Source organism: Bordetella tumbae, from assembly GCF_054780995.1.
The window spans coordinates 547,500-571,940 of sequence record NZ_BAAGVG010000018.1 but is presented as its reverse complement, the minus strand read 5'-3'; the positions used below and the strand labels follow the sequence as shown (position 1 = coordinate 571,940).

Here is a 24,441-nt window from a genome sequence, read left to right as displayed (position 1 = left end):
TGATCTCGTTAATGTTGTGCGGCGGTGGCTGCGGCAATGGCTTGATCCAGCACGGCGCGCGAGCCCACGACGTCGGGAAATTTCTCGCCACTACGCAGACGAGTCAGAGTGGTCTGCTCCTGCAACTGAAATGCAACGGCGCGCTGGGCGGCAGCGCGCAAGGCATGCGGACGCAGGATCAGGACGCCGTTTTCGTCTGCCAGCACCGCGTCGCCCGGCTGCGTAGTGACACCTCCGCAGCTGATCGTGTCGCAGAATGCGCCCTCTATCCCCAGCACACGGGTCGTCACGGCCGAAGGGCCCTTTGACCACACGGGCACCCCGTGTTGACGCAGCTCTCCCAGATCCGTGACCAATCCGTCGACGATGATCGCCGCCACACCAGCCTGACGTGCCGCGAACGCCATGGCACCTCCGAGTGCCGCCGTCACGGACTCACCGCAACGATCAATCACCAACACATCCCCAGGGCGCACGCACCCCATCGCGTAGTGCAAAATGCCGCCATCAACACCGGGCATACGCACCGTCACGGCCGTCCCTGCTACACGCGTGTCCTGCTGATGCGCGCGGATATCCGCGCGCAAAATACCACTAGCCTGAAAGTGCCCAATCGTGGCCGGCTCGGCCTGCAGCAATAGCGCCAAATCCTCGGGCGCCACCTGCTCGGGCAACGGATTGATCTGATACATCGACTTGTTTCACTACAATGGAAAAGGGCGAAAACCCGATGAATAAAAAGGTAGCACGTGGCTATCAGCACCAAATAATCAAAATTTCGGCCTACTTTGACAACAAATTCTTATCATGCGGATAACCCTTAGTCAGATCGAGGCGTTCTACTGGGCGGCCAAACTCGGGAGCATTCATGCCGCCGCACGGCACCTGCACGTCACTCAGCCGGCCGTCTCCGCGCGCATCAGAGAACTGGAAAACACTCTGGACGTGCAGTTGTTCGATCGGTCACGCCAACGCATTACGTTGACCGATGTGGGACAGTCCGCCCTGCGCCATGCCGAAACCACGCTGCACAGCAGCCGGCAGTTGGAGCACTTTGGAAAGGACCGCACGCTCGGTGGAAAATTGCGCTTGGGGGCCGATGAGTGTTCCGCAAATGTCGGCCTGACCGCCGTCATCGCACAACTCAAAGAACACTATCCTTCGCTGGCCCTGGAAATGACCGTGGATGTCGGCTCAGTGCTGAACAGCAAACTCAATGCCGGCGAATTGGACATGGCGCTGCTCACAAATCCCGCGACAGGTGACGACGTCAGCGACATTTTCATAGGCTGGATGCCTTTTTATTGGGTGGCGTCACCTTCTCTGCGTATCAATGCCGAACCGTTCCGCCCGGAACATGTGCGCGGGCACCATATCGCGACTCATTCGCCGCCCTCTACGTTGTATACCGTGGTGGAGGGATGGCTGTCCTCCGGTGGCGTGGATATGGCGGGACTCAGCACGACGAATTCGCTGGCCCTCATCTCTCGTCTGATCGGTGCGGGCCATGCCATTGGCATCCTGCCGGTGCCACTGTTGCATGACATGCTAGCCATGGGCATGTTGCAAGCCCTTCCCTGCGATCCGCCGATTCCGCCTGCCCGCTTTTATATTTCGTACCTGACGGCCTCACATGGGGCACACATCGATTCTGTGGTTGATATTACGCGCGATACGTTGACGCGATTGAATTTCCTGACGCCAGACCACGATTCGAATCAGAACGGCTGACCACATTGCTCCGCCATGTCAGTTCATCGTGGAGCAATGTGTGATTCCTGCAGCAAGCAGTACTGCTCAATCAATCCTCGCGCCCGAAGCGCGAACGACTTTTCCCCATTTTTCAACTTCGCTATTGACCAGCTTGGAGTATTGATTCCGGTCCGTTAACGTCGGAATCACCAAACCGACAGCGCCGAGCTTTTCGTTGATTTCAGGGGACTGCATCGCCGTACGTGTCGCCTCGAATAGTTTCTGAAAAACGTCGTCTGGCAAACCCGCCGGTGCACTCAGGCCGAACCAATACTCTGACGAGAATCCTGGCAGCCCGCTTTCGGCCAATGTGGGCGTGTCCGGGTAAACAGGATTGCGCTCGGTGCTGCCGATAGCCAATGCGCGCAGCTTGCCAGCTCGCACGTGTGGCAGTACGGTGTCCTGGTTCAAGAACAAAGTATCCACTCGCCCCGCCAACACATCGTTGATCGCCGCAGAGCCGCCGTTGTAGGGCACATGCATCATATCCAGGTTGGCACGCATCTTGAGCATCTCCATACCCAGGTGACCCGAGGTGCCGTTGCCTGACGAAGCATAGGAATATTTTCCCGGTTCCTTGCGCACCATTTCCAGAAATTCGGCAAACGTTTTTGCCGGAAAATTAGGCGCGGTCACGAGCACGTCCGCCCCGTAGGCCAGGATCGCGATCTGATCGAGTTGATCCAGTCCATATGGCAGTTTGCTATACAAGGACTGATTGGTCGCAATCCCTACGCCCGATAGCAATAATGTATAACCGTCGGGCTTGGCCTGTGCCACATAGGCGGTGCCGATGTTGCTATTGGCGCCGCCCTTGTTTTCAACCACCACGGTGGTCTGCAGGATTTTCCCAAGCTCGGATGCGAGCAAACGGCCAATAAAATCCGTGCCACCGCCCGCCGGAAAAGGCACCACCAGGTTGATCGGCTTATCGGCCGGGAAATCACTTGCAGCGTAAGCCTGCCCATGCCCGAACAAGCCAGCACATAATACGGATACGGACGCCGCCAGAAGGATCCGGCGGCGCGTGGACGACGACAAAAAATGCCGCTTGCTGTGAACAGCGCTCATGAATGTGATTCCCTTGCATTAAGAATTAGTCGTTGAACTGCAAGGGAAAATTAGCACGCGATCACTCGGACGAAGTAATCACAAATGGTCCGGGTATTGAGAGATTTTTCTTATCATGCGCGATGTCGCGTCCCCCACGAAAGCCGGTCTCATGCGGCCTCGTGGGTCCAATCCAAAGCGTGAGCAAATCTGCCTATTGAGGCGTAACCGAACGCTGATAGAAACGCTTCGGCAATCCCCAGGCGATGATGACGGTGGCCACCACACATGCCGTAGCAATCGCGTACAACCCCCAGGTCGTCTGGCCTGTCACGTCTTTGATTTTGCCGACCATGTACGGCGTGATCACGCCACCCAATTGACCAATGGAGTTGATCAAGGCAATACCGCCTGCGGCAGCCATCCCACCCAGGAAACGTTGCGGGAACACCCAGAAAAGACCGATGGCCGAAATAATGCCGGTGGCGGCAATGGTCAATCCGATCAGCAACGCAACCGTGTTATCGCTGTATAGCCCGCTGATGAAGTACCCTACGCCACCTGCCAAGGTCGTCAGCGCCAGGTGCCAACGCCGCTCACCGGTGCGATCGGAGTTTTTGCCCAGCAGGATCATGGAGATCCCTGCAACGATATAGGGGATGGACGAAATCATGCCTATGACAAAGGGGTCTTGGGTGCCGGCCGTTTTGATCAACTGGGGGATCCAGAACACCAGGCCATAAATCGCGCCAGCCAGGCACAGATACACCACTGACAGCACATACGTCGCCGGCTCGCGCAAGGCCGCGCCAAAGTTATGCGTTTCGGCGGTTTTTGCATCGCGATCGATCTGGGCTTTCCAGGTGGTTTTCTCGGCCTCGGTCAGCCATTTGGCATCGTGTACCTCGTCATCCAGGTATTTCCACACGATCAAACCCAGAATGACCGCAGGCAGCCCCTCTAGCAAGAACAGCCATTGCCATCCAGACAGTCCCAGACTGCCGTCGGTGAACTTCATGATGCCGCCCGAAATCGGGCCGCCGATGATGCCGCAAAAGGCGATACCGGACATAAAGATCGTATTAATACGTGCGCGCCGGTCTGCCGGGAACCACTTGGTAAAGAAATACAGCGCCCCCGGGACGAAGCCAGCCTCTAAGGCACCGACCAGAAAGCGCGTCACGTAGAACCCGAGTTCCGTTGTCACGAACATGGCACTGGCTGAGGCCAGTCCCCATGTCACCATGATGCGCATGATCCATATGCGTGCGCCGACTCGATGCAGAATCATGTTGCTGGGCACTTCAAATAAGAAATACCCAATGAAGAAAATACTGGCACCCAGACCATAGGCCGCATCGGACAGGCCCAGCTCGCTTTGCATCTGCAGCTTGGCAAAACTGATATTGACGCGATCCAGATAGGCGATGACCCAGCAGATCACCAGCAGCGGGATGAACCGCCAAAAGACCTTGCTATAAATGCTCTCGGCTGTCGTCGCAGGCAAAGACGCGGACGCCGGCATACCACCGACAGGCGCGGTGTAGCTCATGGAGTGTCTCCTCTGTTTTTATTTATCGAGTTCAGTATGTCGCCCTGCCGCCAGATAGATCGAACACGGCGCCAGTGGTAAAGGAGTTTTCCTCGCTGACCAGCCATGCAATCATGGAGGCGATCTCGTCGACTTCGACGAATCGATTGCGAGGGATTTTCGACAGCATGTAGTCGATATGCTGCTGCGACATCTGCTCGAAAATCCGGGTTCTGGCCGCAGCGGGGGTCACTGCGTTGACGGCGATATTCTTGCCAGCAGTTTCCTTGCCCAGGCTTTTTGTCAGCGCAATCACACCGGCTTTGGATGCGCTGTAGGCAGAAGCATTGGGGTTGCCTTCTTTACCCGCGATCGATGCCACGTTCACGATACGTCCATAATTGCGGGCGATCATGCCGGGCACCAGTGCTTTGTTGACGTTAAAGGTGCCGTTCAAATTGATATTCATCACCCTATGCCATTCTGCCTCAGGGTAGTCAACAACGGTCGCGTTGGCTCCGGCGATGCCGGCACTATTGACGAGGATATCGACAGCGCCCAGCGTGGCTGCGGTCGTTTCGGCAGCTGACTGCACGACTGCCAGATCCGCAATATCGACCTTGACGGTCAGGACATTCTCGCCCGCACCCAAGGTCTGCTTTGCCTGGTTCAACACCGCATCGTCGATGTCCCAGATCGCGACTTTGGCGCCGCCAGCCAACAGCCGTTGGGTAACTGCGTAGCCAATGCCTTGTGCACCGCCGGTAACCACGGCTACACGGCCTTTCAGGTCGTACTGATTCATTTTAAGTCTCCATTTTTATCGCCGAACCACCCCCTACATGCGCGCAAGCTCCCTTTCGGGACTAGCCTGCCGCGCACATCACGTGGGGGTTGTCTTCGTCGCGTACGTCAAGCCGCGACGACTTTCTGTTGTTGTTCGCCCAGGCCGTCAATACCCAGACGCATGGTTTGCCCAGCGCGCAGATACACGGGCTCGGGCTTGATACCCATGCCTACGCCGGGAGGGGTGCCTGTGGAAATCACATCACCTGGATTCAACGTCATGAACCGGCTGAGATACGCGACGATCTGAGGAACATTGAAAATCATGGTCGAGGTATTGCCGTCCTGGTAGCGTTTGCCATCGACTTCGAGCCAGAGTTTCAGATTGTGGGGATCAGGCACTTCGTCCTTGGTCACGAGCCACGGGCCGGTAGGGCCGAATGTGTCGCAACCCTTGCCCTTGTCCCAGGTACCGCCACGCTCGATCTGATAGGCCCGCTCGGACACATCGTTCACGACGCAGTAACCCGCCACATAGTCGTAGGCGTCGGCTTCCTCGATATAGGAAGCGGTTTTTCCGATCACCACGCCCAGCTCGACCTCCCAGTCGGTCTTTTCAGATCCGCGCGGAATCTTGACGTCATCGTTCGGGCCGACAATGGCCGAAGTCCATTTGTTGAATACGACTGGCTCAGCGGGGATGGGCATGCCGGATTCTGCGGCATGGTCCGCGTAATTCAGGCCGATGCAGACGAATTTGCCGATCGCGCCCACGCAGGGGCCCAGACGCGGCTGGCCGGAGACCAAGGGCAATTGGCTCAGGTCGGTTTTCTGCAGTGCGCGGAAAGCGTCGCTGGCGAGAAAAGCGCCGTCTACGTCCTGGGTCAGGCTGGAAATATCGCGGATCTGCCCTTGGGCGTCCAACACACCGGGGGCCTCGCGGCCCGGCAGACCATAGCGCAACAGCTTCATTCTTGTCTCCTGGTTGATGCAAAATTTGAACCTGCAGCAGTCTATCTCCCCGCAGTGCGCTATCGTTATGCGAGTTGGTGGACTCAAAATACAAAATGGAATCTCCGGACAAACCCCATCAGTGTTTACCCGAATTGGCGAGCCTGCATGAAATCGGCTCCCGCCTGAAATTTCGACAGCTGAAGCTTCTGATCGCGATCGAAGACATGGGCTCTGTCCATCGGGCGGCAGAGTTGTTGCACATGTCTCAGCCAGGAGTGAGCAAAGCGCTGAAGGAAATCGAAGACGCCATCGGCGCGACGCTGTTTGCCCGTTCCCCTCAGGGGCTGCTGGCAACGGATATGGGCCGCTGCGCGATTCGCCATGCACGCTTGATGTGTGCGAGCCTGGCGCACATGCATGATGAGCTGGGCTCGCTGTCGCGTGGCGGCGGCCTGCGCATCGCCGTCGGGACAGTCGCGGGCGCATTGGCTGCCGTGCTGGCCGACGCGCTGGTCGCCTTTCGCCGAGCCTATCCTACGGTGCGCATTGATCTGTATGAAGACACGAGCGCACACCTGCTGGAACAATTGCAGAGCGGCGCCATCGATATGGCGCTGTGCCGGACATCCGTTGCAACGCATCCGGGTTCGTTTCATTTTGAGTGGCTGTGCGACGAGGTCGTGGGAGTCGCGGCATCCCCCTCTCACCCCTTGGCCAATGCGGAAACCGTCACGTTGGCGCAAGCCGCCCAATACCCGTGGATCCTGTTTCCTGGCCATATGCCCTTGCGTACGTTGCTGGAGCGTGAAGCCGCGAGCCAGAATGTCGCCATACGCAGCTTCATCGAAACATCGTCGACGTTCGCCACCGCGTTGTTGCTGCATAAAAGCAACGAGATCATTGCGCTGTTCTCGGGCGAAACCATCGATTTTTTCGAACAATCCAAGACATTGCGGCGGCTGAACCTGAAGATCAAATCCACGGCCGAGCCTTATGGCATCGTGATGCGCGCTGGCTTTACGCAAACGCCGACGGTGCATCGATTATGTGAATTCATACGGATGCATGCGCCACGGTCGACCCAAGACTGATGCCGAGTCTCACGATACCGAATGGTAAAACCCGGCCCAAAATCTCACTATCAGCTTGTATTCAGCATTTCTAGGCATCCTAGGCAGGTGCGACACCGCTCTGAACATCAAGGAGACATCATGCCTAGCAGAATTCTTGGCACATTCGCCCTATCGGCGATTGCCCTATGCACATTGAATGCGCACGCCGCAGACACATGGCCCAGCAAGCCGATCACCATCGTTGTCCCATTTTCTCCGGGAGGTGCCAACGATCTGGTGGCCCGGCTATATGCCAAGCAGATCGCCAACGATCTCAAAGCCAATGTCATCGTCGAGAACCGCGCAGGAGCAGGCGGCATCGTTGGTGCAGCCTATGTGGCGCGTACGCCACCTGATGGCTATACGTTTTTGGCAGCCTCCAACGGCACCGTCACCAACAGTCTGATACGCTCGGACCAACCGTATAAAGACGAGGAAATCGAGCCGGTAGCCTTGTTGTCCATCGTCCCCTCCGTCATCGTTGCAAACCCGTCCAATCCGGCGGCCGATCTGAAGGATCTGGTCGAACGTGCGAAGAAAGCAGCGGATCAACGCATTACCTTCTCTACAGCAGGCATGGGCAGCACGCCGGATTTTGTCGGCGCCATGGTCAAGCTGGAGACGGGTCTCAACGTGCAGCAAATTCCGTACAAGAGCGGCTCGGAAGGCGTCACCGCTGTCGTCGGCGGCCAGACTGATATGACGTCCGAAGCCAGTATCGTGACGTTGCCGCTGATCAAGGCGGGCAAACTCAAAGCGCTGGCCACGACCTGGGACAAAATGCCATCGGCACCCGAGATCAAGACCACTGCGGAGCTAGGATTCCCCAATATACGTATCGGCCACTGGGAAGGCCTGTACGCCCGCACCGGTACGCCGCCAGAAATCCTGGATAAAGTGAATGCCGCCGTTCGCAAGGCCTCTCAATCCAAAGAGGTCCTGGATACATTGAACGCGAGCAGCATCGTACCCGGCACGATGGACCGCGCAGAGTTCACCAAATTTACTCAGGACGAGCGTGTGCGATTGGGCAAGGTGGTAAAGGCTGCACATATGCAGCCTGATTGATACGGCACTCAGCGTCCACTTAGCGAGAGCGGTCAATCTCCTGCAAATACGGGATGAGATCATCAACAGCAACGACATCCGCAAACTGTCTGTCCATGTCAAAGAGACTGATCGCATGCGAAATCGCAATGCGATCAAAGACAGCCTCGTGAGGAACGATGGTGCGGAAATTGTAGGAAGACGAATCGAACACGGTCGCTCGGATGCAGTTGCTGGTGGCCCCACCTACGACGATCACTGTATCGATTTTTCGTTCGACGAGATAGCCCAGCAGCGGCGTTCCATGGAACCCGCTGGGCTTCTTTTTGACAAACGTGACGTCGTTCTTTCCCGGTTTCAACTCGGGAACAAGCTCCGCGCCCAAGGTGCCAGCCAAACACCAATGCTCACTGTCGAGCAAATCGCGCTTACGGCCGTATACCCCAATATCGTTCCCATTGGGGTCGAGCTCAAAGGTAGTGAAAAAGCACGGCACGTCGCTTTTCTGTGCCTGCTCGACTACGCGCTGAATCTGGCGTACTGCCTCACGGCCAATAGCGCCGCAGCTGGAGGGCCATGCCTGGTCGTTGCCTTCTTCGCCGACCATATAGCGCTGCGCGTCAATAACGACGACAGCCGGCTTTTCGCCGTAGCCCATGCGGCGGGCGAAGCGGCCACGCTCCAGAACGGCCCTGTCACTGTCAACCAGATATTTTTCCCACGGTTTGCTGTTCATTGCTCTACGCCATATCAAGTAAATTGTGCGCCAGATGCTGGCTCAGGCAACAGACATCTGATGCGCAAACGATAACAACCTGGCCTCGGCCAGCGGCCGGCCGATGACCTGGACTCCAACCGGCATGCCGTTCGCATCTCGCCCCACAGGCATGGTCAGTACCGGCACGCCTAAATAACTGAACGGTCGAGTGAGCCGAGTGATGGCGCTCACGACATTGAACACACTGCCCGCTTTTTCCATATCTGCGTCGGTACGCAACGGGACAGGGATGGGGACAGTCGGACACAGGATCAGATCCACGTTCGCCATCGGACCGTCCAGGAATTCCCGCAGTATCCGCGCGCGAACCATCATGGCTTCCAGATACCGTACAGCAGGCACATGCAGTCCTGGCTCTGTTCGGGAATACACCGCCTGAGAATAGGCGTCGGCATGGCTTCGCATCCATTGGCCGTGCAACGTCGCTGCCTCGACCTTGGAAATGACGTCACCCATGGCATAGCAGGCTGAGAGTTGCGGAAAATCCACGGCGCTCACAGTGCCAAAGAGATGTTCGACATGGCCGACGAAAGTGCGGAAGACCGAATCGATTTCCGGATCACAGGCCTCGGCGCCGTCTAGAGTCAAGATAGCGATTCGGCTCTTCTCCGCAGCAATGTCCAGCAAAGCGGGATAATCGGGAACCACCGCATTCAAGGAAGAGGGATCTTCTTGATCGTGTCCTGCCACCGCCTGCAAAATGATGGCGCAGTCTTCTGCGGTCCGCGCCAATGGACCGACGCAGTCCAATGAATAGGCGCGGGGAAAACATCCACTGCGCGAGATACGGCCATAAGTCGGTTTCAATCCGAACAACCCTTGCACGGATGCAGGCAACCGTATCGAGCCGCCGGTGTCGCTACCCAGAGACGCGAAAACCGCCCCCGACGCTACGGCCGACCCTGACCCGCTGGATGAACCGCCGGAGATTCGCGCTGGATCCAGGGCATTGCAGCAGTCGCCGAACGAGGGATTCTGCCCCGTCGGACCTGCGACCATCTCGTTCAAATTCAATGCGCCTATTGTGACAGCCCCTGCCGCCTTTAAGCGCTGGATAACATGGGCGTCACGCGAGGCGGTGACAGCGGGGCGTGCCCGAGAGCCTATGGTCGCGGCATGCCCTTCGATTTCAAAACAGTCTTTGTGTGCCAGCGGGATTCCGTGCAACGGGCCGCGGATTTTCCCCTGCGCACGCTCTGCATCGGCGGCTCGGGCCTGAGCCATCGCGCGATCGGCCCAGATTTCGATGAAAGCGTTCAGGGACGGTTGGCTCTCAGTGGCGCGGGCGATACTCTGTGCAGTCAATGTCTCGGCGTTAAGTTCGCCGTTTTCCATTTTCTGTATCGCTTGTGCCAGGGTCAAATACTGGCCCGCCGGTAAACCCCTCGGACCTTCGACAGCCTGGGGGGATCGGGATCCATGGCCATCCGCTTTTCGCTGTAATGCATTGCTGGAATCGCTCGCCCGCAGCTGTGCTATCTGGAAATCTGCCGGCTGGCCGTACGGACTGATGCCCTCACTCACACTCGCTCGGACCGAGGAGTTCAAGCGCTCTACTTCCGACGCGACTATTGCTGGATCGGTGCGGGAGGGAGTTCCATGCATGTGCGCAGTACTAGCCACCAGGTACTGTGTGATAGCTTGCTTGACGCTCTCCATTCCCTGCTTCTCCCCGCCCCTTGATTCTGTAGTCATCGCCGCTCCAATAAAGTCGGAATATCCAAAAGCAGATTTACTGCGGACGTATGCCTGCGGCTTGTGCCGTTTCAGTCCATTGATCCACGTCGGATTCGAGCAATTTTTGCAACTCCTCAGGTGTCGAGGATTGCGGACGCGCGCCTGCTGTATGAAGAAACTTGGCAAACTCCTCGGTGGAGATGGCCTTTTTGATTTCGGCATTCAGCCGATCCCGGATCGCACCATCCACGCCCTTTGGCGCAAAGACTCCCCACCATACATTAACCACGTAATCCAGCCCCGTTGCCTCTTTTACGGTCGGAATATCGGGGTAGTCCGGCTCGCGCTCGGCCCCTGTGAAAGCAAGCTTGGGCAGCTGATCTGTCGGCGTCCCGTTGATCGATGCCATGGTGGTAATGATCATGTCCAACCGGCCGGCGACCAGGTCGAGTTGAGCAGGCGAGATACCCTTGTAGCCCACGGTTTGCATTTTTACGCCTGCCTTATTGGCGAGCAACTCTGTCGCCATCTGGGAGCTATCCCCCAGACCCGCGCTGCCAAAATTGATCTGGCCAGGGTGTTCCTTGGCGTAGGCGAGCAGCCCTTTCATGTCCTTTGCCGGGAAGTCCTTGCGCGTCAGCACGACGAACGGCGCACTCGCCACCATGGACACGGCATCAAATGCCGTCTTGGGATCGTACGGTGTCTTTTGGACTGCCGCCGAGGTTGCGAGAGAGCCGGAGACAAACAGGAACGTATAGCCGTCCGGAGCAGACGTCGCCACGTAACCTGATCCCACCACACCGCCCGCGCCGCCTTTGTTCTCGACGATGAACGACTGGCCAGTGTTTTTGCTCATGCTGTCGGCCAGCTTGCGGGCAATGACATCGTTACTGCCGCCCGGCGCAAACGGAACGATCAGCCGGACAGGCCGTTGCGGCCAATCCGCAGCGGCCGCCACACTGCTGACCGGCAGCCCGGCGGCTGCACCCAAGGTGCCAGTCAACACAAAACTCGATAGTATTTTCAGGGTACGGCGCTTGGACATGCTGGACTCCTAGCAAGGTAATACCAACAACATGGATGGAAGTAAATACTGCTCCGTTTACATCGCGGCGGACACCTCGTATCGCCGGAGGTCAGTCTGACTGATTGCCATTGCCGGATTCGATCTCGCTATCTGAATACCCCAGTTCTCGCAGAATCGCGTTCGTGTGCTCGCCCAAGCCAGGAGCGCTACGAAGCTCGCGCCGACTGCCTGCAGCTCCAAACGAAATCGGATTGGCAATGGTTTTATACGCCCCCAGAGCGGGATGCTGATGCTCACCGACAAACCCTTGCTCCAGCACTTGAGCATCCTCAAAAACGTCCTCGACGTTCCGGACAACAGAGCATGGCACCTGATCGCCGAAAAGCACTTCCCATTCGTCGGCCGTCCGATTCAACAGGGCCTCGCGCAGTATGGGAAGCAATTCGTCCACGTGAGCCGCACGTTTCTTGACAGAGTCATAGCGCTCATCGTCCGCCAGTGCCGGTTGGCCGACCAAGGTGCACAGTGATCGCCAGAAATGCGGCGTGTTCGCGGAAATGTATAGATGTCCGGCGCGAGTGGGATGAATCCCCGTAATGCCGCCCGATCTCATATCGCGGTTGATGCTGCGCGGCTCGTTCTCGGCCACGACCAATCTGGCCGCCTGCATGGCCAAAGCGCTGCCCAATAGCGACACCGCAACGTGTTGGCCTTCTCCGGTGCGTTCGCGATGCAACAACGCCGCCGTCACACCGTTGGCCAACATGGCGGCCCCGTAGTAATCCACGACTGAACCATAGACAATCTTGGGATCATCCGGGGTTCCCTGCGACGAACAAATACCGGTTCTCGCCTGCAGTACTTGGTCATATCCCGCCCGGTTCGCCAACGGCCCGCTTTGGCCATAGCCCGTCAACGAACAATAGATGAGCTTTGGATTGTGGGCGCGCAACGTGTCGTAGTCGATACGCAAGCGCGGGGGAACCGATGGCCGAAAATTATGGACAATTACATCGGCCTGCTTGACCAGGCGCAGAAAGACGTCGTAGCCGAATGCACTCTTCAAGTCGAGACAAACGCCTCGCTTTCCCCTATTCACACCCAGGAAAGCACGGCTTTCACCCAAAAGCGTCGAAGGATACTTGCGCAGATTGTCGCCCTCTGGGGGCTCGACCTTGATGATCTCGGCGCCCATGTCCGCCAGGAGATTGCAGCCATACGGCCCGGCGATGTACGCACTGAGGTCCAACACTTTGAAGCCGGATAACGGAAAGCTTTTAGTCATAGACATATTCACAACGATCCTCTACAACGAGTTGCCTTATGCTCACTGGCCGCCGGATTGCGCGAGAATGACCCGCGCACGCTCAATGAATGGGCCGTCGATCATCTTCCCCTCCAGCATGTAGGCGCCGTTGACGTCGTTCTGCTCGGCCGATTCCACCACTTTCGCGGCCCAGCGGATCTCCGCCTCGGTAGGGCTGAAAACGTCGTTGGCAATGGCGACTTGATTGGGATGGATACACGTCTTGCCCAGGAATCCCACTTGGCGTGCCCGCCAGGCTTCCTGCCTATAGCCTTCGGCATTGGCGACATTGGTGTAGGCCGTGTCGTAGGCAATCTTGCCTGCGGCTCCAGCCCCGATGCGCATCTGCATCATCACCGCATGGACATTCTGGGCGTCCTCGCGGGTGATGCCCAAAGGCTCGAACAAGTCTCCCAGTCCCAACTGAAGCCCCCAGACCTGTGGATGAGCCGCTGCGATCTCGGCCGCATTCAAGAGGGCCCGAGGGGTTTCGATGTTCGCCAGCACACGGATGCCGAGTTTCTCTCCCGCTCGGGCCGTCTGTTCGGCGCGCGCATCCAACATGGCAGTGAAACGAAGTACATCTTCGACCGTATCGGTTTTTGGAATGTTGAGGATATCGACCCCCGCGACGCAGGCCACAATGAGGTCGTTTTCAGTATGGCCTGTTTCAAGCGCGTTGACGCGAACGATGACGCTCTTCTTGCCTTCGTGACGCAGCGAGTGAAATTCATCAGTACTGAAGAAACTCGCCAGGCATTCCCGCGCGTACGCCTTCTTGCTTTCCAGTACGGCATCCTCGAGGTCAAAACAGATCGCGTCCGCCGCGCTCTTGAGCGCCTTGGCGAATAGCTCAGGCCGGGAAGCAGGTACAAATAACTTGCTGCGCATAGGTCCCTCTCATATCCATGAGCATTCATGCTATCGGGACGCCGATGGTTTTAGGGCGCTTGCCAGCATGATCAAAAGATAGCTATCCTATCTTTTGCCCTCCTTTTGAAGAGAAGGGGATTTCTCCTGCCCCGAACCGAGCCGTCGCGCAACGGATGAACACCAAACTACTACATACGCTGCTGGCCGTTCATCGCTACGGCTCCATGGCAGAGGCCGCTCGACGGTTGAACCTGACACATGGCGCAATTGCCCAGCAGATACGCACACTAGAGAGCGACCTGGGCGTCGAGCTGGTACGCCGCGCAGGCAAAGTCGTGCATCTCACTCAGGCGGCTCATCGGATTCTGGACGCCTCGCAGAAAATCATCGACGAAGTCGACTCCTTGGCGGCGTTGGCCAATACTGACGAACTCAGAGGCGAACTCAGCCTCGGAACAGGCAATACCGTCCTGGCAGGCAAGATCCCCGACATTCTCGAAGCGCTGAGCAGCCAATATCCCGAGATCCGAGTACGGATCATGTCCGGGCAGTCCCCCGACTTTCACACCCAAGTCGAACGAGGCACATTGGATGCAGCGATCGCCATCGAGCCATCCTTTACGCCGTCAAAGGTCATGGGGTGGCATTTGCTTTGCGATGAGCCTTTCGTCCTGATTGCCTCGCGCAAGCATGAGGGTGCTGACCCGCACTTGTTGCTGGAGCGGGAACCATTCATCCGCTATCACCGCGAAAGCTGGGCGGGCCAACAGATCGAGACTTATCTGCGCCAGAACAGCATCGTCCCCAAAGAGCGATTCGAACTCGCCTCGACCGAAGCCATCACCCGCCTGGTGCACAAAGACCTCGGCGTGTCGATCGTACCTAGCGCGTGGCATCAATGGCAGAACGGCCTGAACGTTGTCGGAATTCCGTTGAAAACACCATGCAAACCGCGCCGATTTGGATTGATCTGGCTCCGGTCATCACCGCGCCTGCGTTTGATAGAAGCCTTTCTGGACGCCGCGGTGCGAGTCTACAAGCGGGAGGCTCAAAGCTCAGTCCACTCCCTCAACAAATTGTGATAGCAATTCGTCAGCGATAGCGTCTGCTCGTTTTCCCCTAACTGAGTACGCAGTTGCTGAATGGTCTGATCGAGTTCGAACAGCATCTGCCGCCGGTTATGTTCACGGATCATGCTCTGAATCCAGAAGAACGATGCTACGCGTGCTCCTTGGGTCACGGGAGTGACGCAATGCAGGCTGTTGGCGGGATACAGGATCATGTCGCCGGCGGGCAGCTTGACGAGATGTTCGCCGTACGTGTCTTTCACGACAAGTTCGCCGCCCTCATAGTCATCGGGGTCACACAGAAACAGCGTTGCCGACAAGTCGGTGCGCAACCAGCCCGGCGCCGCCGGGAAACTGCGCACCGCACCATCGACATGAAAGCCGTAGGTTTCTGCAGACTCGTAACGATTGAACAACGGCGGCACGGTGCGCAGCGGCAACGCGGCCGCAAAATACAGCGGGTTGCGGGCTAAAGCACGCAATACAGTCTCACCCAGCTCTCGAGCCAGATCGGACGATTCGGCCAATTGGCGATTGCGTTTGACGTTAGCGCCTTGGCTGCCGACGGTGGCGCGGCCATCCACCCATTCGGCCGCGTCCAGACGGCGACGCATGTCTCGAACCTCATCCTGTGTCAGGATCTGGGGAATATGCAGCATGATGAATGTCCCGCTAAGAATGCAATAACCGCCGCAACAGGCAGAACCGTAGTTCCACCCGCCGCGGCGGCGTTCAACATCCGCCTGCGCGAATCAGAAATGGATGTTGGCCGTCAGCAATACCGTACGCGGTGCGCCGGGGAAATAGCGGTAGCCGCTCTTGTTGATCGCCGCAACGTACTCTTTGTTAAAGAGATTGTAGACGTTGAACTGGAAATCCAGGTTCTTGTTGACCTCATAGCCCGCCATGGCGTCAAAGACCCAATACGAACGAACGTATTCCGGCGTGCCCACGGCGCCGTCGGAGCCGCGCTCCATGCTGCCGATATAGCGCGCGCCGCCGCCCAAGGTAAAGCCGCCGGGCAAGCGATACGTGCTCCACATCGAAAAAGCGTGTTTCGGTGTGTAGGTCAGGTTGTTCGAGCCGTTGTTGGTCACCGAGGGACCGTCTTCGACTGTCGCATTCTGAATCGTGTAGCCCGCGCTCACCGACCAGTTGTCTGTGATCTGACCGCTGGCGCCCAACTCCAGGCCTTGTACTCGCTTCTTGGCGGTCTGGCTGTAGGTGCCATCGACGTCTTGCTGGACTTCGTTGTCGACTTCGGTGCGGAACAAGGCAGCACTGAGCAGCAGTTGACGATCAAAGAGCTCCCATTTAGTACCCAACTCGGCCGTCTTGGCTTTTTGCGGCGCGAAGTCAATGCGGTTGGCGCTATTGCCGCTGCCTTCGGCGGCCAGCTGAAAGTTCGATCCACCGGGAGGCTGCTGCGATACACCATAGTTCACGTAGACGTTGCCGTTAGGCGCGACGCGATACAGAGCACCGAGTTTCCAGTTCACGAGGTTGCCGGAAATACGCTCATCGACCGTGGTAATGGGCGTACCCGTCGGGGCGCCGTTGCACGCCACCGCGGTACGGCCCGAGCCGCCGCATGCGGTGGCGCTATCGTATTTCGTGCGGTAGTGATCTAGACGGATGCCGCCATTGATTTGCCACTTATCAGTCAATTCGACGGTATCAAAAGCATAGACGGCAAATGTGTCAGTCTTGCCGTGGGCATCTGCGCCGTTATTGTGAATACCTTCGGCGTGAATGCTGTTATCCGGATGATAAATATTGACCTTCGGATACGTCGGAGACGTCATTCCGAAATTGTCCTGCATTTCACTTGTAAACTCGAAACCCGTGCTCAGATCGTGCTTGAACGAACCCGTATTAAATTTGGCGGTTAGGTTAGTTTGATTGGTCCAAATACGATTGTTGGAATTCTTCAGGTTCGCCGACCGGTACATCTCCCAGGTAGACGGATCATTCGGATCGCCGATTACGTTAGGCGTGGGCGGCGTACCGCTCGTGCCGCCCGCCATAAAAGACGTCAACAGATAGTTTTGCTTGGTCCGCGACCAACGCGTCACATTGCGCACCGTCACGTTGTCATTAATGTCGTGCTCCAAACGCAACGTTGCCATATCTGTCGTCGCGTCATCGTGATCCGACTGGGTACCGTAGAAATTATTCGTATCTACCTTGTCGGCCTCCTCCAAAAATGACATTGCGCCACCCGGTGAGTGATAGCCAGGCAAGCCTATTGTCACAACACCACCATCAGGCACATTGTTTTGTTTGACGTGCAGGAAATCTATATAGACGCGAGTATCCGTGCCCAGACCAAAAGCAAGCGACGGCGCGATACCCCAGCGCTTGTTCTGGACTTCGTCACGGCCAGCAACATCGGTATCTAACCCCATGACGTTCAAACGGAACGCAGACGTCTCGCCAATTGCTTGATTCCAGTCGATCGTCCCTCGCTTGTACCGTGCGCTACCGATGCCAATGCTCGCATCAAAGCTGTTATCCAATCGAGGCTGCTTGCTGACCAGGTTGATCGAGCCGCTGGGCGCGCTACGGCCATAGTCCGAACCGGACGGCCCCTTGATCACCTCCACAGCCTCGGTATTGAACATATCTCGAGCCGTGCTGGAAATATCGCGAATGCCATCGACGTAGATGCTGTTAGACGTATCAAATCCACGTAGATAAATCGCATCGCCCGTCGAGGTATTACCGTTCTCGCCTGCGTAGAACGTACCGGCGCCCGCGACGTTGCGCATGGCCTCGGTCAGCGTCGTGGCCTGCTGGTCCTTCATCATCTGCTCGGTCACCACCTGCACTGTCTGCGTCGTATCGACCAGCGGTTGAGTGAATTTTGCGGACTCGAGTTTGTTGGCTTTGTAGGAATTGGTGTCTTCACCAATGACTTTCACAGGGGACAGCGTCTTGACGTCAGACCCCGCGGTCTGGGCCATGGCGGCGCCCGGTTGGCTCAGCATGAGCGTCGCCAGGACAGAGGCGGCAGCGCTGCCCGCTAGGGAGCCCTGGCTCAACGGACGCACCGGAGCGCATTTTCGGTTTTTTATGTATTGCATTCGGCTTCTCGTGGGAATAGACGACCCGTCCGTGCCTGAGGGCGCGGCCGTTACTATGGATTACATCGAACAGCGAATCGAATGCTAAATAAAAATGATTTACATTAATCTGAACAACGGCTGAAACGTTGTAATACGGCGACGCAAGCCAAACATGGCTGCAAAGCGCCTTAAATTGCCTATTTCTCTTAAACGTCGCCCAAAATGAACACATATTCGATGACTTCAAAATGAAACATCGACATGTATTGACATATATGGCTTGAAAAAAAGAGGACGTCCGAGGGCTTTTCGAGCGCTAATTCGCCAGACGAAAGCCCTCGCAGGGGCTTCTACTTTTGCGACTGAGCCCGCAAAGCTGTCAGAGTCGTACGAGGCGAAATGGCATCCTGACTGATGCACAGCTCAATCAGCGCCGGCCGTCCTGCCCCCTGTGCCCGCTCAAACGCGGCGGCAAAATCCTCGGTGCGCTCGACGCGCTCGCCCGCAACGCCATAGGCTTGCGCCAAGGTCACGAAATCCGGATTATGCAAATCCGTGGCGCACACTCGCCCCGGGTAGTGGCGTTCCTGGTGCATGCGAATGCTGCCATACATGGCGTTGTTGACCACGATAAAGATCACGTTCAGGCCATACTGCACCGCTGTCGCCATCTCTTGGCCGTTCATGAGAAAGCACCCGTCTCCGGCAAAGCAAACCACCGTCCGTTCTGGATGGCACAGTTTGGCCGCGATAGCTGCCGGCACCCCGTAGCCCATGGTTCCGCTGGTAGGCGCCAGTTGGGTACGTATACCGCGATACTGATAAAAGCGTTGCACCCAAAGGGTGTAGTTGCCTGCACCGTTTGTAATGATGCTATCTGCGGGCAAGGTATCGCGCAGATACTTGACGGCTTCTGCCAGGTTCACGTCGCCCGGCATGGGCGTAGGCTCGAGATTGCGCAGATAATCCGCGCGAGCGTCCTCCGCCCAGGATGACCAGCGGCAATCGACAGGGGCAGGCAACTGCGCCAATTGCATGGCAAAAGGCTCCATGCCGGAGTTGATGGCCAGATCTGCTTGATAGACGCGGCCCAGTTCCTCAGCATCGGCATGGACATGGATGAGCCGCTGGCGCGGCCGTGGCACCTCAAACAAGGCATAGCCGTTTGTCGTGGTCTCACCCAATCTCGGGCCGATGGCAAGCACCAAGTCCGCATCGACGATACGTTTGGCCAGCTTGGCATCCATGCCCAGTCCGGCTTCGCCAATATAACGATCGTGGCAATTGTCGATCAGATCCTGGCGGCGAAATGCGCAGGCGACAGGCAGTTGAAAAGCCTGAGCAAACGTGGCGACTTGTGTGCTGGCCTCGGCCGTCCAGCCGCCGCCGCCCAACAGCACGAGAGGTCGCTGTGCGCGCATCAGCATGGCATTGAGTTCAGTCATCGCTTGCGCAGAAGGAGCCGCCTGCGCCAAACGATAGGCGGGCGCGTCCGCCACCACGACCTGTTCTGCCAACATGTCCTCAGGTAACGCCAACACCACGGGCCCCGGCCGCCCCGACATGGCGATATGAAAGGCTCGGCTAATGTATTCTGGAATACGGCGCGGGTCGTCGATCTGCTCGACCCATTTGGCAATATGGCCGAACATGTGGCGATAATCGATTTCCTGCCACGCCTCGCGTCCGAAACAATCTCGCGCTACCTGCCCGACAAAGACGATCAACGGTGTGGAGTCCTGCCGGGCAGTGTGAATACCGATGCTGGCATTGGTCGCCCCCGGCCCGCGCGTCACAAAGCAAATGCCAGGACGGCCAGTGAGTTTGCCGTAGGCCTCTGCCATATGGGCAGCGCCCCCTTCCTGGCGACAAACGACCAATTGCATCGCGTCCTGGCGTTCATAGAATGCATCGATAGCGGCGAGGAAGCTTTCCCCTGGCACGCAAAACGCCGTGTCTACGCCGTGAATCCGCAGACTATCAACCAAAACTTGTCCGCCCGTACGGGATACGGTTTCGCTGGCAGGAACATTCATAGTATTTCCTTAATTTTTAAAAAGCCGTCGCCGCAACGCCAGGCGTCAATGCATTCAGTTGCGTCGGCTCGGTGCTTACAGGCAGGTCAGCACGGCACAAATAGGCTGGATTCAAATCAGCGATATCGGGACACCCCAACAGCGCAAGGTCTACATCAATTTCGCGGGTCAACAAGGCCAATGCTTGAGCGACGCCTCTCTGCCCGTCGGCTGCCAACCCATACATGGCGGGGCGGCCAATGAACGCGGCATGCGCGCCCAGCGCCACCGCCTTCAGCACATCTGTGCCGCGGCGCACGCCGCCATCGAGCAAGACAGTCAGCCCCGGTGCGGAGGCCACAATTTCCGGCAGCGCGTCCAACGGGGCAACGGCACCATCCAACTGGCGTCCCCCATGGTTGGATACAAATATCCCATCCAAGCCCAACGTACGAGCACGCTGAGCATCCTGCGCACGCAAGATTCCCTTCACCAACAACGTGCCCGGCCAACGATCCCGGATCAAGGCAATATCATTCCAGCTCATCGCAGCACGGCCAGCTCTGTGATCGCCTTTGGCAGCGGCGATGATGGGGCCGCCACGTTGTGCGGTGAAATTCTCGAAATGCGGGATGCCGCGCTTTACCAGTGTTTGCGCAAAGGTCGACATCAGCCAGTGAGGCCGAATCATGCCGCCAAAGACCAGGCGCGGCGATAGCCGGAGTGGAATGCTGAAGCCATTGCGCAATTCGTTCTCACGCGCCGAGGCAATGGGAACATCTACCGTCACTACCAGCACCTTGACGCCTGCGTTCCATACTCGATGCAACAACGGCTCAATGACGTGGTGATCGGCAGGCAAATAGCCTTGGTACCACATGTCCGGATTCGCCTGGACCACTTTTTCCAATGGCGTCGTAGAGGCGGCACTCAATACAAACGGAATCCCCGCTTCATATGATGCACGAGCCAGCGCCAGGTCTCCTTCGAAAGCGCACAAGCCGGCAACGCCCATAGGGCTGATCCCCAAAGCGGCGTTGTATCGCCGGCCAAACAAGGTGACGCCAAAGCGCCGCTGTGAAACGTTGACCAGCGGCCGGGGCAAAAATCGCCAACGGGAAAACGCATCACGATTGGCCTGCATGGCGGTTTGATCTTCGCTACCGCCATGCACATAGCCGTAAATACTGGGAGGCAGGCGCCGCTGGGCGGCACGCTGCAGATCTGCAATGGACAATGCCGCGGGCCTGCACCACATGTCAAGCCTTTGCCTGGGTGGGCGTAGCGTGCTCCAGCCGGCCCACGGTCTCGGGGATGATCAACGCACCGATGACAAACAGTACACTGATGGCGCCGGCGAATATGCCCAGGGTCGAGGGCAAATCAGCAGGCGTGGCCGCAACCAGCGAAACGAATGTCGGCATCATGCCGCCTATCGCAAAACCGATATTCCACGACAGGCCGGTACCGGTGGCGCGAATCGATGTCGGAAAGCGTTCGTTCAGGAAAATCAGGATAGGCGCAAAGCTGGCGCACCCCAATCCGGCCAATAGCACGGCATAGACCCCTAACTCCATAGGCGTTTGCGCCGTGTGCATCGCGGAATATAGGGCAGGCAAACCAAAGATCTGCAGCACGCCGACGGCCAGGAATGCACGCTTGCGGCCTATGAACGTACTCAAATGACCCACAATGATCGACACCACCACCACGATTGCAGAGCATGCCATCAGGATGTTGGCGGCGACATCACTGGGCGCCTGATTGACGACTTTGAGAAAGGTCGGCAAATAGCCCGAGGTGAGGTAATAGCCGCTGCCGCCACCGATGGTCAACAGCAAATTGACGAACAGCACCGAACGGTATTCACTGGAAAACAGCGTGCGCACGGGTGATCGCACAGTGCCTGCCGTGACATCGTGACGGGCCTGCTGCGCGCGCGCAGCTTTCTCGGCAGCCACCTTTTTCCACAACGGGGATTCCTCGAGGCGATTGAAAATAAACAGGCCCAATACCGAACTGATGATGCCCGTGAAGAACATGCAGCGCCATCCCCAGACATCAAACTGATCTCCCGGAAAGATGTGCGACATCGCCATATAGACGAGAGACGCCAACAGCGCACCAATACCCGCGCCGCCGCCGCCGACCAAGCCCGACACCGCGCCGCGATAGCGAGGCGCAACCGACTCCGTACCGATCGTATGCGTCGATGCGACCACGCCGCCGACAAAAACGCCTTGCACCAACCGCAACACAATGAACAATACCGGCGCCAAAAGACCCACCTGAGCCACCGTCGGCAACAGGCCGAATGCAGCGGTGGAGAAACCGACACCCACCACGGCCACGATCATGGCGCCTTTGCGTCCCTTTCGGTCCGCATAGGAACCGAACCATGCTGACCCCAATGGCCGCATCAATAATGTCACAGCAAAAGAGGCATACACGGCAGCTAAAGACAGCATGGCGTGCTCCGAGGGGAAGAACAGGCGTCCCACTACCGGCGCCACATACAACAAGACAAAAAGATCAAACAGATCGAGGGCCCACCCCATGCAAGAGGCGATCACGGCTCCCGCCACTTGCCTGTTGTTGCCTGCCCCGCTCTGCGATGCAGGCTGCTGCACGCTTGTCGACATTTCTTGCTCCTTCGGATAATTGGATTCGTGGCGACGAAAATTTTTTCTATGTGCCTTCAGCGGATTGCGTCGGCGATCTTTTCGGCGATCATAATGGTTGGAATACTGGTATTGGCCGACGGCAAACGCGGCATCAATGACGCATCGACGACGCGCAGCCCCTGCGTGCCATGCACTCGGCCTTGGTTATCGGTCACGGCGCGAGCGTCAGTAGCCAATCCCATGCGGCACGTGCCGCTGGCATGCCACACGCCGAACACCTGGCGGCGGATGAAAGCAGCCAGCTCCTGCTCATTGCCCAGCAGGTCCGACATCTTGCGTCCGCCGTTGAATGAACGGCTGATCAGCGCCCGGCGCAACGGTGCAGGAGCATCGAGCGCGAGGCCCAACACACGGGTCAAGCGCTCATTGGCCGGGGTATAACGGCTGAGCGCTTTGACTCGCGGCGAAAAAGCGGCGGGAAAGAAATCGCGTTCGTCCTGCCCCAGGCCGCTGGCCTGGACCGTGTTGGCCAGCAAGCGCACCCCCTGGATCAAGCGCGCCACGTCGCGAGGATCGTCCAACAGGTTCAGATCGACTCGGGGAGGCACTTGGGGATCTGGCGACGTCAGTGCGAGCTGGCCACGCGAATAGGGCCGGTTGCACCATAGAAAAAACAAGCCCAGGCGATTGCCCAGCGCATGCCAGGCAGCTCGCGTTGCGCTCGATAAGTAAAGATCGGAGTCCTCGCAACCGGCAACGCCCGAACTCACGCGTGCAGCCATCATGCTGGCGCGCCGGCGCGCCAGCGGCACACGAAATTGCGGGGCAAGAAAATGGCAGAACGTCAGTGAGGGATGATCTTGTAGTTGCCGACCGACCCCAGGTAGATGCACCGTGCTGGAAATACCCAAGCGCGTCAGGCTCTCAGCGTCGCCGATACCCGCATGCATCAACAAGACCGGGGACTGCAGCGCACCGGCGCAGACAATGACCTCGCGTGCCCGCAAGGTAAAACGCTGTCCGGCAGCATCCCGCGCGATTACGCCATTGGCCCTGACGCCCTCCATCAACAAACGCAGAACCTGGGTCTTGGCATATATCTGCAAATTGGGACGGCACCGCGTGGCCTCATCCAGATAGCCTGCGGCCGCCGAGACACGGCGGTCATTTTCATTGGAAAACGCGCCCGGAAAAAATCCATCCCCGAATTCCGCATTCTGATCCTGCATCAGCGGCAGGCCCTGACTGCGCAGGCCTTTGGCAAAAGCCTCGCAAAATGGCGGCCACTGAGCCGGCGCTATGCGGCGTATCGCAATGGGGCCGTCACCGCCATGCAAAGGATGATCGGGAAAATCCAGATCACGCTCCAGTTTGCGAAAGTAGGGAAGCACGTCGTCCCACGCCCATCCTTGCGCACCGTCTTGCGCCCAGCCGTCATAATCACGCGGCAGGCCGCGATTGGCTGACTGGACGTTGATGCTGGAGCCGCCGCCCATCACGCGCCCTTGTTCATAGACTCGGCGTGTTGCATCGCGAGTCGCAGCAGCAGTCAATTCAGGCCAGATCCAACGATCGCCGCAGAACACCGGCATGGGATAGCTATCCAGAATCTCAGCCGGCTCGGCGCCGGGCGGCGTGTCTTCGCCGGCTTCGATCAAGGCGACACGGCAATCGGGGCGCTCTGATAACCGGCGAGCCAATACGCAACCGGCCGAACCGCCGCCCACAATCACATAATCGAACTCGCCCATGACGGTGTCCATCTCGATGT

20 protein-coding genes are annotated in these 24,441 nt (G+C 57.8%); 4 read left to right on the top strand and 16 right to left on the bottom strand.

What is annotated here, in order from left to right; all coding sequences use genetic code 11:
* Nucleotides 1–8: 8 nt before the first annotated feature.
* Entirely contained in the window at nt 9–692 is a 684-nt protein-coding gene (locus ACYVI2_RS17460; protein ID WP_415815862.1) for an RraA family protein, read from the bottom strand.
* Nucleotides 693–807: 115 nt separating this feature from the next.
* Here ACYVI2_RS17460 and ACYVI2_RS17455 point away from each other — a divergent pair, with 115 nt between their 5' ends.
* The gene (locus ACYVI2_RS17455) at nt 808–1,731 is read left to right on the top strand and encodes a LysR family transcriptional regulator (RefSeq protein WP_415815860.1); all 924 of its coding nucleotides are present in this window, start codon (nt 808–810) and stop codon (nt 1,729–1,731) included.
* A gap of 66 nt (nt 1,732–1,797) precedes the next feature.
* Here the strand turns inward: ACYVI2_RS17455 and ACYVI2_RS17450 are convergent, their stop codons facing one another.
* The 4 genes from ACYVI2_RS17450 to ACYVI2_RS17435 all read right to left on the bottom strand — a co-directional run bounded on the left by ACYVI2_RS17450 (nt 1,798) and on the right by ACYVI2_RS17435 (nt 6,091).
* Nucleotides 1,798–2,823 (bottom strand): Bug family tripartite tricarboxylate transporter substrate binding protein, encoded by a 1,026-nt coding sequence (locus ACYVI2_RS17450; protein ID WP_415815858.1) that lies wholly within the window; start codon nt 2,821–2,823, stop codon nt 1,798–1,800.
* A gap of 193 nt (nt 2,824–3,016) precedes the next feature.
* Complete coding sequence (locus ACYVI2_RS17445; RefSeq protein WP_415815856.1) at nt 3,017–4,354, bottom strand: MFS transporter; 1,338 nt, start codon at nt 4,352–4,354, stop codon at nt 3,017–3,019.
* A 31-nt stretch (nt 4,355–4,385) separates the two neighbouring features.
* The gene (locus ACYVI2_RS17440) at nt 4,386–5,138 is read right to left on the bottom strand and encodes an SDR family NAD(P)-dependent oxidoreductase (protein WP_415815854.1); all 753 of its coding nucleotides are present in this window, start codon (nt 5,136–5,138) and stop codon (nt 4,386–4,388) included.
* Between the two features lie 107 nt (nt 5,139–5,245).
* Complete coding sequence (locus tag ACYVI2_RS17435; RefSeq protein WP_415815852.1) at nt 5,246–6,091, bottom strand: fumarylacetoacetate hydrolase family protein; 846 nt, start codon at nt 6,089–6,091, stop codon at nt 5,246–5,248.
* Nucleotides 6,092–6,186: 95 nt separating this feature from the next.
* Here ACYVI2_RS17435 and ACYVI2_RS17430 point away from each other — a divergent pair, with 95 nt between their 5' ends.
* The gene (locus tag ACYVI2_RS17430) at nt 6,187–7,164 is read left to right on the top strand and encodes a LysR substrate-binding domain-containing protein (protein WP_415815850.1); all 978 of its coding nucleotides are present in this window, start codon (nt 6,187–6,189) and stop codon (nt 7,162–7,164) included.
* A gap of 120 nt (nt 7,165–7,284) precedes the next feature.
* On the top strand, nt 7,285–8,253 hold the full coding sequence (locus ACYVI2_RS17425; protein WP_415815848.1) for a Bug family tripartite tricarboxylate transporter substrate binding protein: 969 nt from the start codon (nt 7,285–7,287) through the stop codon (nt 8,251–8,253).
* Between the two features lie 19 nt (nt 8,254–8,272).
* Here the strand turns inward: ACYVI2_RS17425 and ACYVI2_RS17420 are convergent, their stop codons facing one another.
* The 5 genes from ACYVI2_RS17420 to ACYVI2_RS17400 form a co-directional block, all read right to left on the bottom strand.
* Complete coding sequence (locus ACYVI2_RS17420; RefSeq protein WP_415815846.1) at nt 8,273–8,968, bottom strand: isochorismatase family protein; 696 nt, start codon at nt 8,966–8,968, stop codon at nt 8,273–8,275.
* 42 nt (nt 8,969–9,010) lie between these two features.
* Nucleotides 9,011–10,705 carry an amidase gene (locus tag ACYVI2_RS17415; RefSeq protein WP_415815844.1) on the bottom strand — a complete coding sequence of 565 codons (1,695 nt, stop codon included), beginning with the start codon at nt 10,703–10,705 and terminating at the stop codon, nt 9,011–9,013.
* A gap of 37 nt (nt 10,706–10,742) precedes the next feature.
* Nucleotides 10,743–11,735, bottom strand: a complete 993-nt coding sequence (locus tag ACYVI2_RS17410; protein ID WP_415815842.1) for a Bug family tripartite tricarboxylate transporter substrate binding protein — start codon at nt 11,733–11,735, stop codon at nt 10,743–10,745.
* A 91-nt stretch (nt 11,736–11,826) separates the two neighbouring features.
* Entirely contained in the window at nt 11,827–13,008 is a 1,182-nt protein-coding gene (locus tag ACYVI2_RS17405) for a CaiB/BaiF CoA transferase family protein (protein WP_415815840.1), read from the bottom strand.
* Nucleotides 13,009–13,044: 36 nt separating this feature from the next.
* The gene (locus ACYVI2_RS17400; protein WP_415815839.1) at nt 13,045–13,914 is read right to left on the bottom strand and encodes an HpcH/HpaI aldolase/citrate lyase family protein; all 870 of its coding nucleotides are present in this window, start codon (nt 13,912–13,914) and stop codon (nt 13,045–13,047) included.
* Between the two features lie 155 nt (nt 13,915–14,069).
* Here ACYVI2_RS17400 and ACYVI2_RS17395 point away from each other — a divergent pair, with 155 nt between their 5' ends.
* Entirely contained in the window at nt 14,070–14,978 is a 909-nt protein-coding gene (locus ACYVI2_RS17395) for a LysR substrate-binding domain-containing protein (RefSeq protein ID WP_415815837.1), read from the top strand.
* Here ACYVI2_RS17395 and ACYVI2_RS17390 read toward each other — a convergent pair.
* From ACYVI2_RS17390 to ACYVI2_RS17365, 6 genes are all read right to left on the bottom strand, one after another.
* Nucleotides 14,945–15,625, bottom strand: coding sequence for a Fe2+-dependent dioxygenase (locus ACYVI2_RS17390; RefSeq protein WP_415816500.1), 681 nt, complete (start codon nt 15,623–15,625; stop codon nt 14,945–14,947). The genes ACYVI2_RS17395 and ACYVI2_RS17390 overlap by 34 nt on opposite strands.
* 90 nt (nt 15,626–15,715) lie before the next feature.
* Nucleotides 15,716–18,049, bottom strand: coding sequence for a catecholate siderophore receptor Fiu (locus tag ACYVI2_RS17385; protein WP_415815835.1), 2,334 nt, complete (start codon nt 18,047–18,049; stop codon nt 15,716–15,718).
* 332 nt (nt 18,050–18,381) lie between these two features.
* The gene (locus ACYVI2_RS17380; RefSeq protein WP_415815833.1) at nt 18,382–20,067 is read right to left on the bottom strand and encodes a thiamine pyrophosphate-binding protein; all 1,686 of its coding nucleotides are present in this window, start codon (nt 20,065–20,067) and stop codon (nt 18,382–18,384) included.
* A 16-nt stretch (nt 20,068–20,083) separates the two neighbouring features.
* Nucleotides 20,084–21,283 (bottom strand): alpha-hydroxy acid oxidase, encoded by a 1,200-nt coding sequence (locus ACYVI2_RS17375; RefSeq protein WP_415815831.1) that lies wholly within the window; start codon nt 21,281–21,283, stop codon nt 20,084–20,086.
* Between the two features lie 22 nt (nt 21,284–21,305).
* The gene (locus tag ACYVI2_RS17370; protein WP_415815829.1) at nt 21,306–22,688 is read right to left on the bottom strand and encodes an MFS transporter; all 1,383 of its coding nucleotides are present in this window, start codon (nt 22,686–22,688) and stop codon (nt 21,306–21,308) included.
* A 56-nt stretch (nt 22,689–22,744) separates the two neighbouring features.
* Nucleotides 22,745–24,421: a GMC family oxidoreductase gene (locus ACYVI2_RS17365; protein WP_460490340.1), complete on the bottom strand. Its 1,677-nt coding sequence runs from the start codon at nt 24,419–24,421 to the stop codon at nt 22,745–22,747.
* Between the last annotated feature and the right edge of the window lie 20 nt (nt 24,422–24,441).

Coding starts and splice junctions, on each gene's coding strand:
- ACYVI2_RS17460 (WP_415815862.1), bottom strand. CDS start 692: ATGTATCAGATCAATCCGTTGCCCGAGCAGGTGGCGCCCGAGGATTTG.
- ACYVI2_RS17455 (WP_415815860.1), top strand. CDS start 808: ATGCGGATAACCCTTAGTCAGATCGAGGCGTTCTACTGGGCGGCCAAA.
- ACYVI2_RS17450 (WP_415815858.1), bottom strand. CDS start 2,823: ATGAGCGCTGTTCACAGCAAGCGGCATTTTTTGTCGTCGTCCACGCGC.
- ACYVI2_RS17445 (WP_415815856.1), bottom strand. CDS start 4,354: ATGAGCTACACCGCGCCTGTCGGTGGTATGCCGGCGTCCGCGTCTTTG.
- ACYVI2_RS17440 (WP_415815854.1), bottom strand. CDS start 5,138: ATGAATCAGTACGACCTGAAAGGCCGTGTAGCCGTGGTTACCGGCGGT.
- ACYVI2_RS17435 (WP_415815852.1), bottom strand. CDS start 6,091: ATGAAGCTGTTGCGCTATGGTCTGCCGGGCCGCGAGGCCCCCGGTGTG.
- ACYVI2_RS17430 (WP_415815850.1), top strand. CDS start 6,187: ATGGAATCTCCGGACAAACCCCATCAGTGTTTACCCGAATTGGCGAGC.
- ACYVI2_RS17425 (WP_415815848.1), top strand. CDS start 7,285: ATGCCTAGCAGAATTCTTGGCACATTCGCCCTATCGGCGATTGCCCTA.
- ACYVI2_RS17420 (WP_415815846.1), bottom strand. CDS start 8,968: ATGAACAGCAAACCGTGGGAAAAATATCTGGTTGACAGTGACAGGGCC.
- ACYVI2_RS17415 (WP_415815844.1), bottom strand. CDS start 10,705: ATGACTACAGAATCAAGGGGCGGGGAGAAGCAGGGAATGGAGAGCGTC.
- ACYVI2_RS17410 (WP_415815842.1), bottom strand. CDS start 11,735: ATGTCCAAGCGCCGTACCCTGAAAATACTATCGAGTTTTGTGTTGACT.
- ACYVI2_RS17405 (WP_415815840.1), bottom strand. CDS start 13,008: ATGTCTATGACTAAAAGCTTTCCGTTATCCGGCTTCAAAGTGTTGGAC.
- ACYVI2_RS17400 (WP_415815839.1), bottom strand. CDS start 13,914: ATGCGCAGCAAGTTATTTGTACCTGCTTCCCGGCCTGAGCTATTCGCC.
- ACYVI2_RS17395 (WP_415815837.1), top strand. CDS start 14,070: ATGAACACCAAACTACTACATACGCTGCTGGCCGTTCATCGCTACGGC.
- ACYVI2_RS17385 (WP_415815835.1), bottom strand. CDS start 18,049: ATGCAATACATAAAAAACCGAAAATGCGCTCCGGTGCGTCCGTTGAGC.
- ACYVI2_RS17380 (WP_415815833.1), bottom strand. CDS start 20,067: ATGAATGTTCCTGCCAGCGAAACCGTATCCCGTACGGGCGGACAAGTT.
- ACYVI2_RS17370 (WP_415815829.1), bottom strand. CDS start 22,688: ATGTCGACAAGCGTGCAGCAGCCTGCATCGCAGAGCGGGGCAGGCAAC.
- ACYVI2_RS17365 (WP_460490340.1), bottom strand. CDS start 24,421: ATGGGCGAGTTCGATTATGTGATTGTGGGCGGCGGTTCGGCCGGTTGC.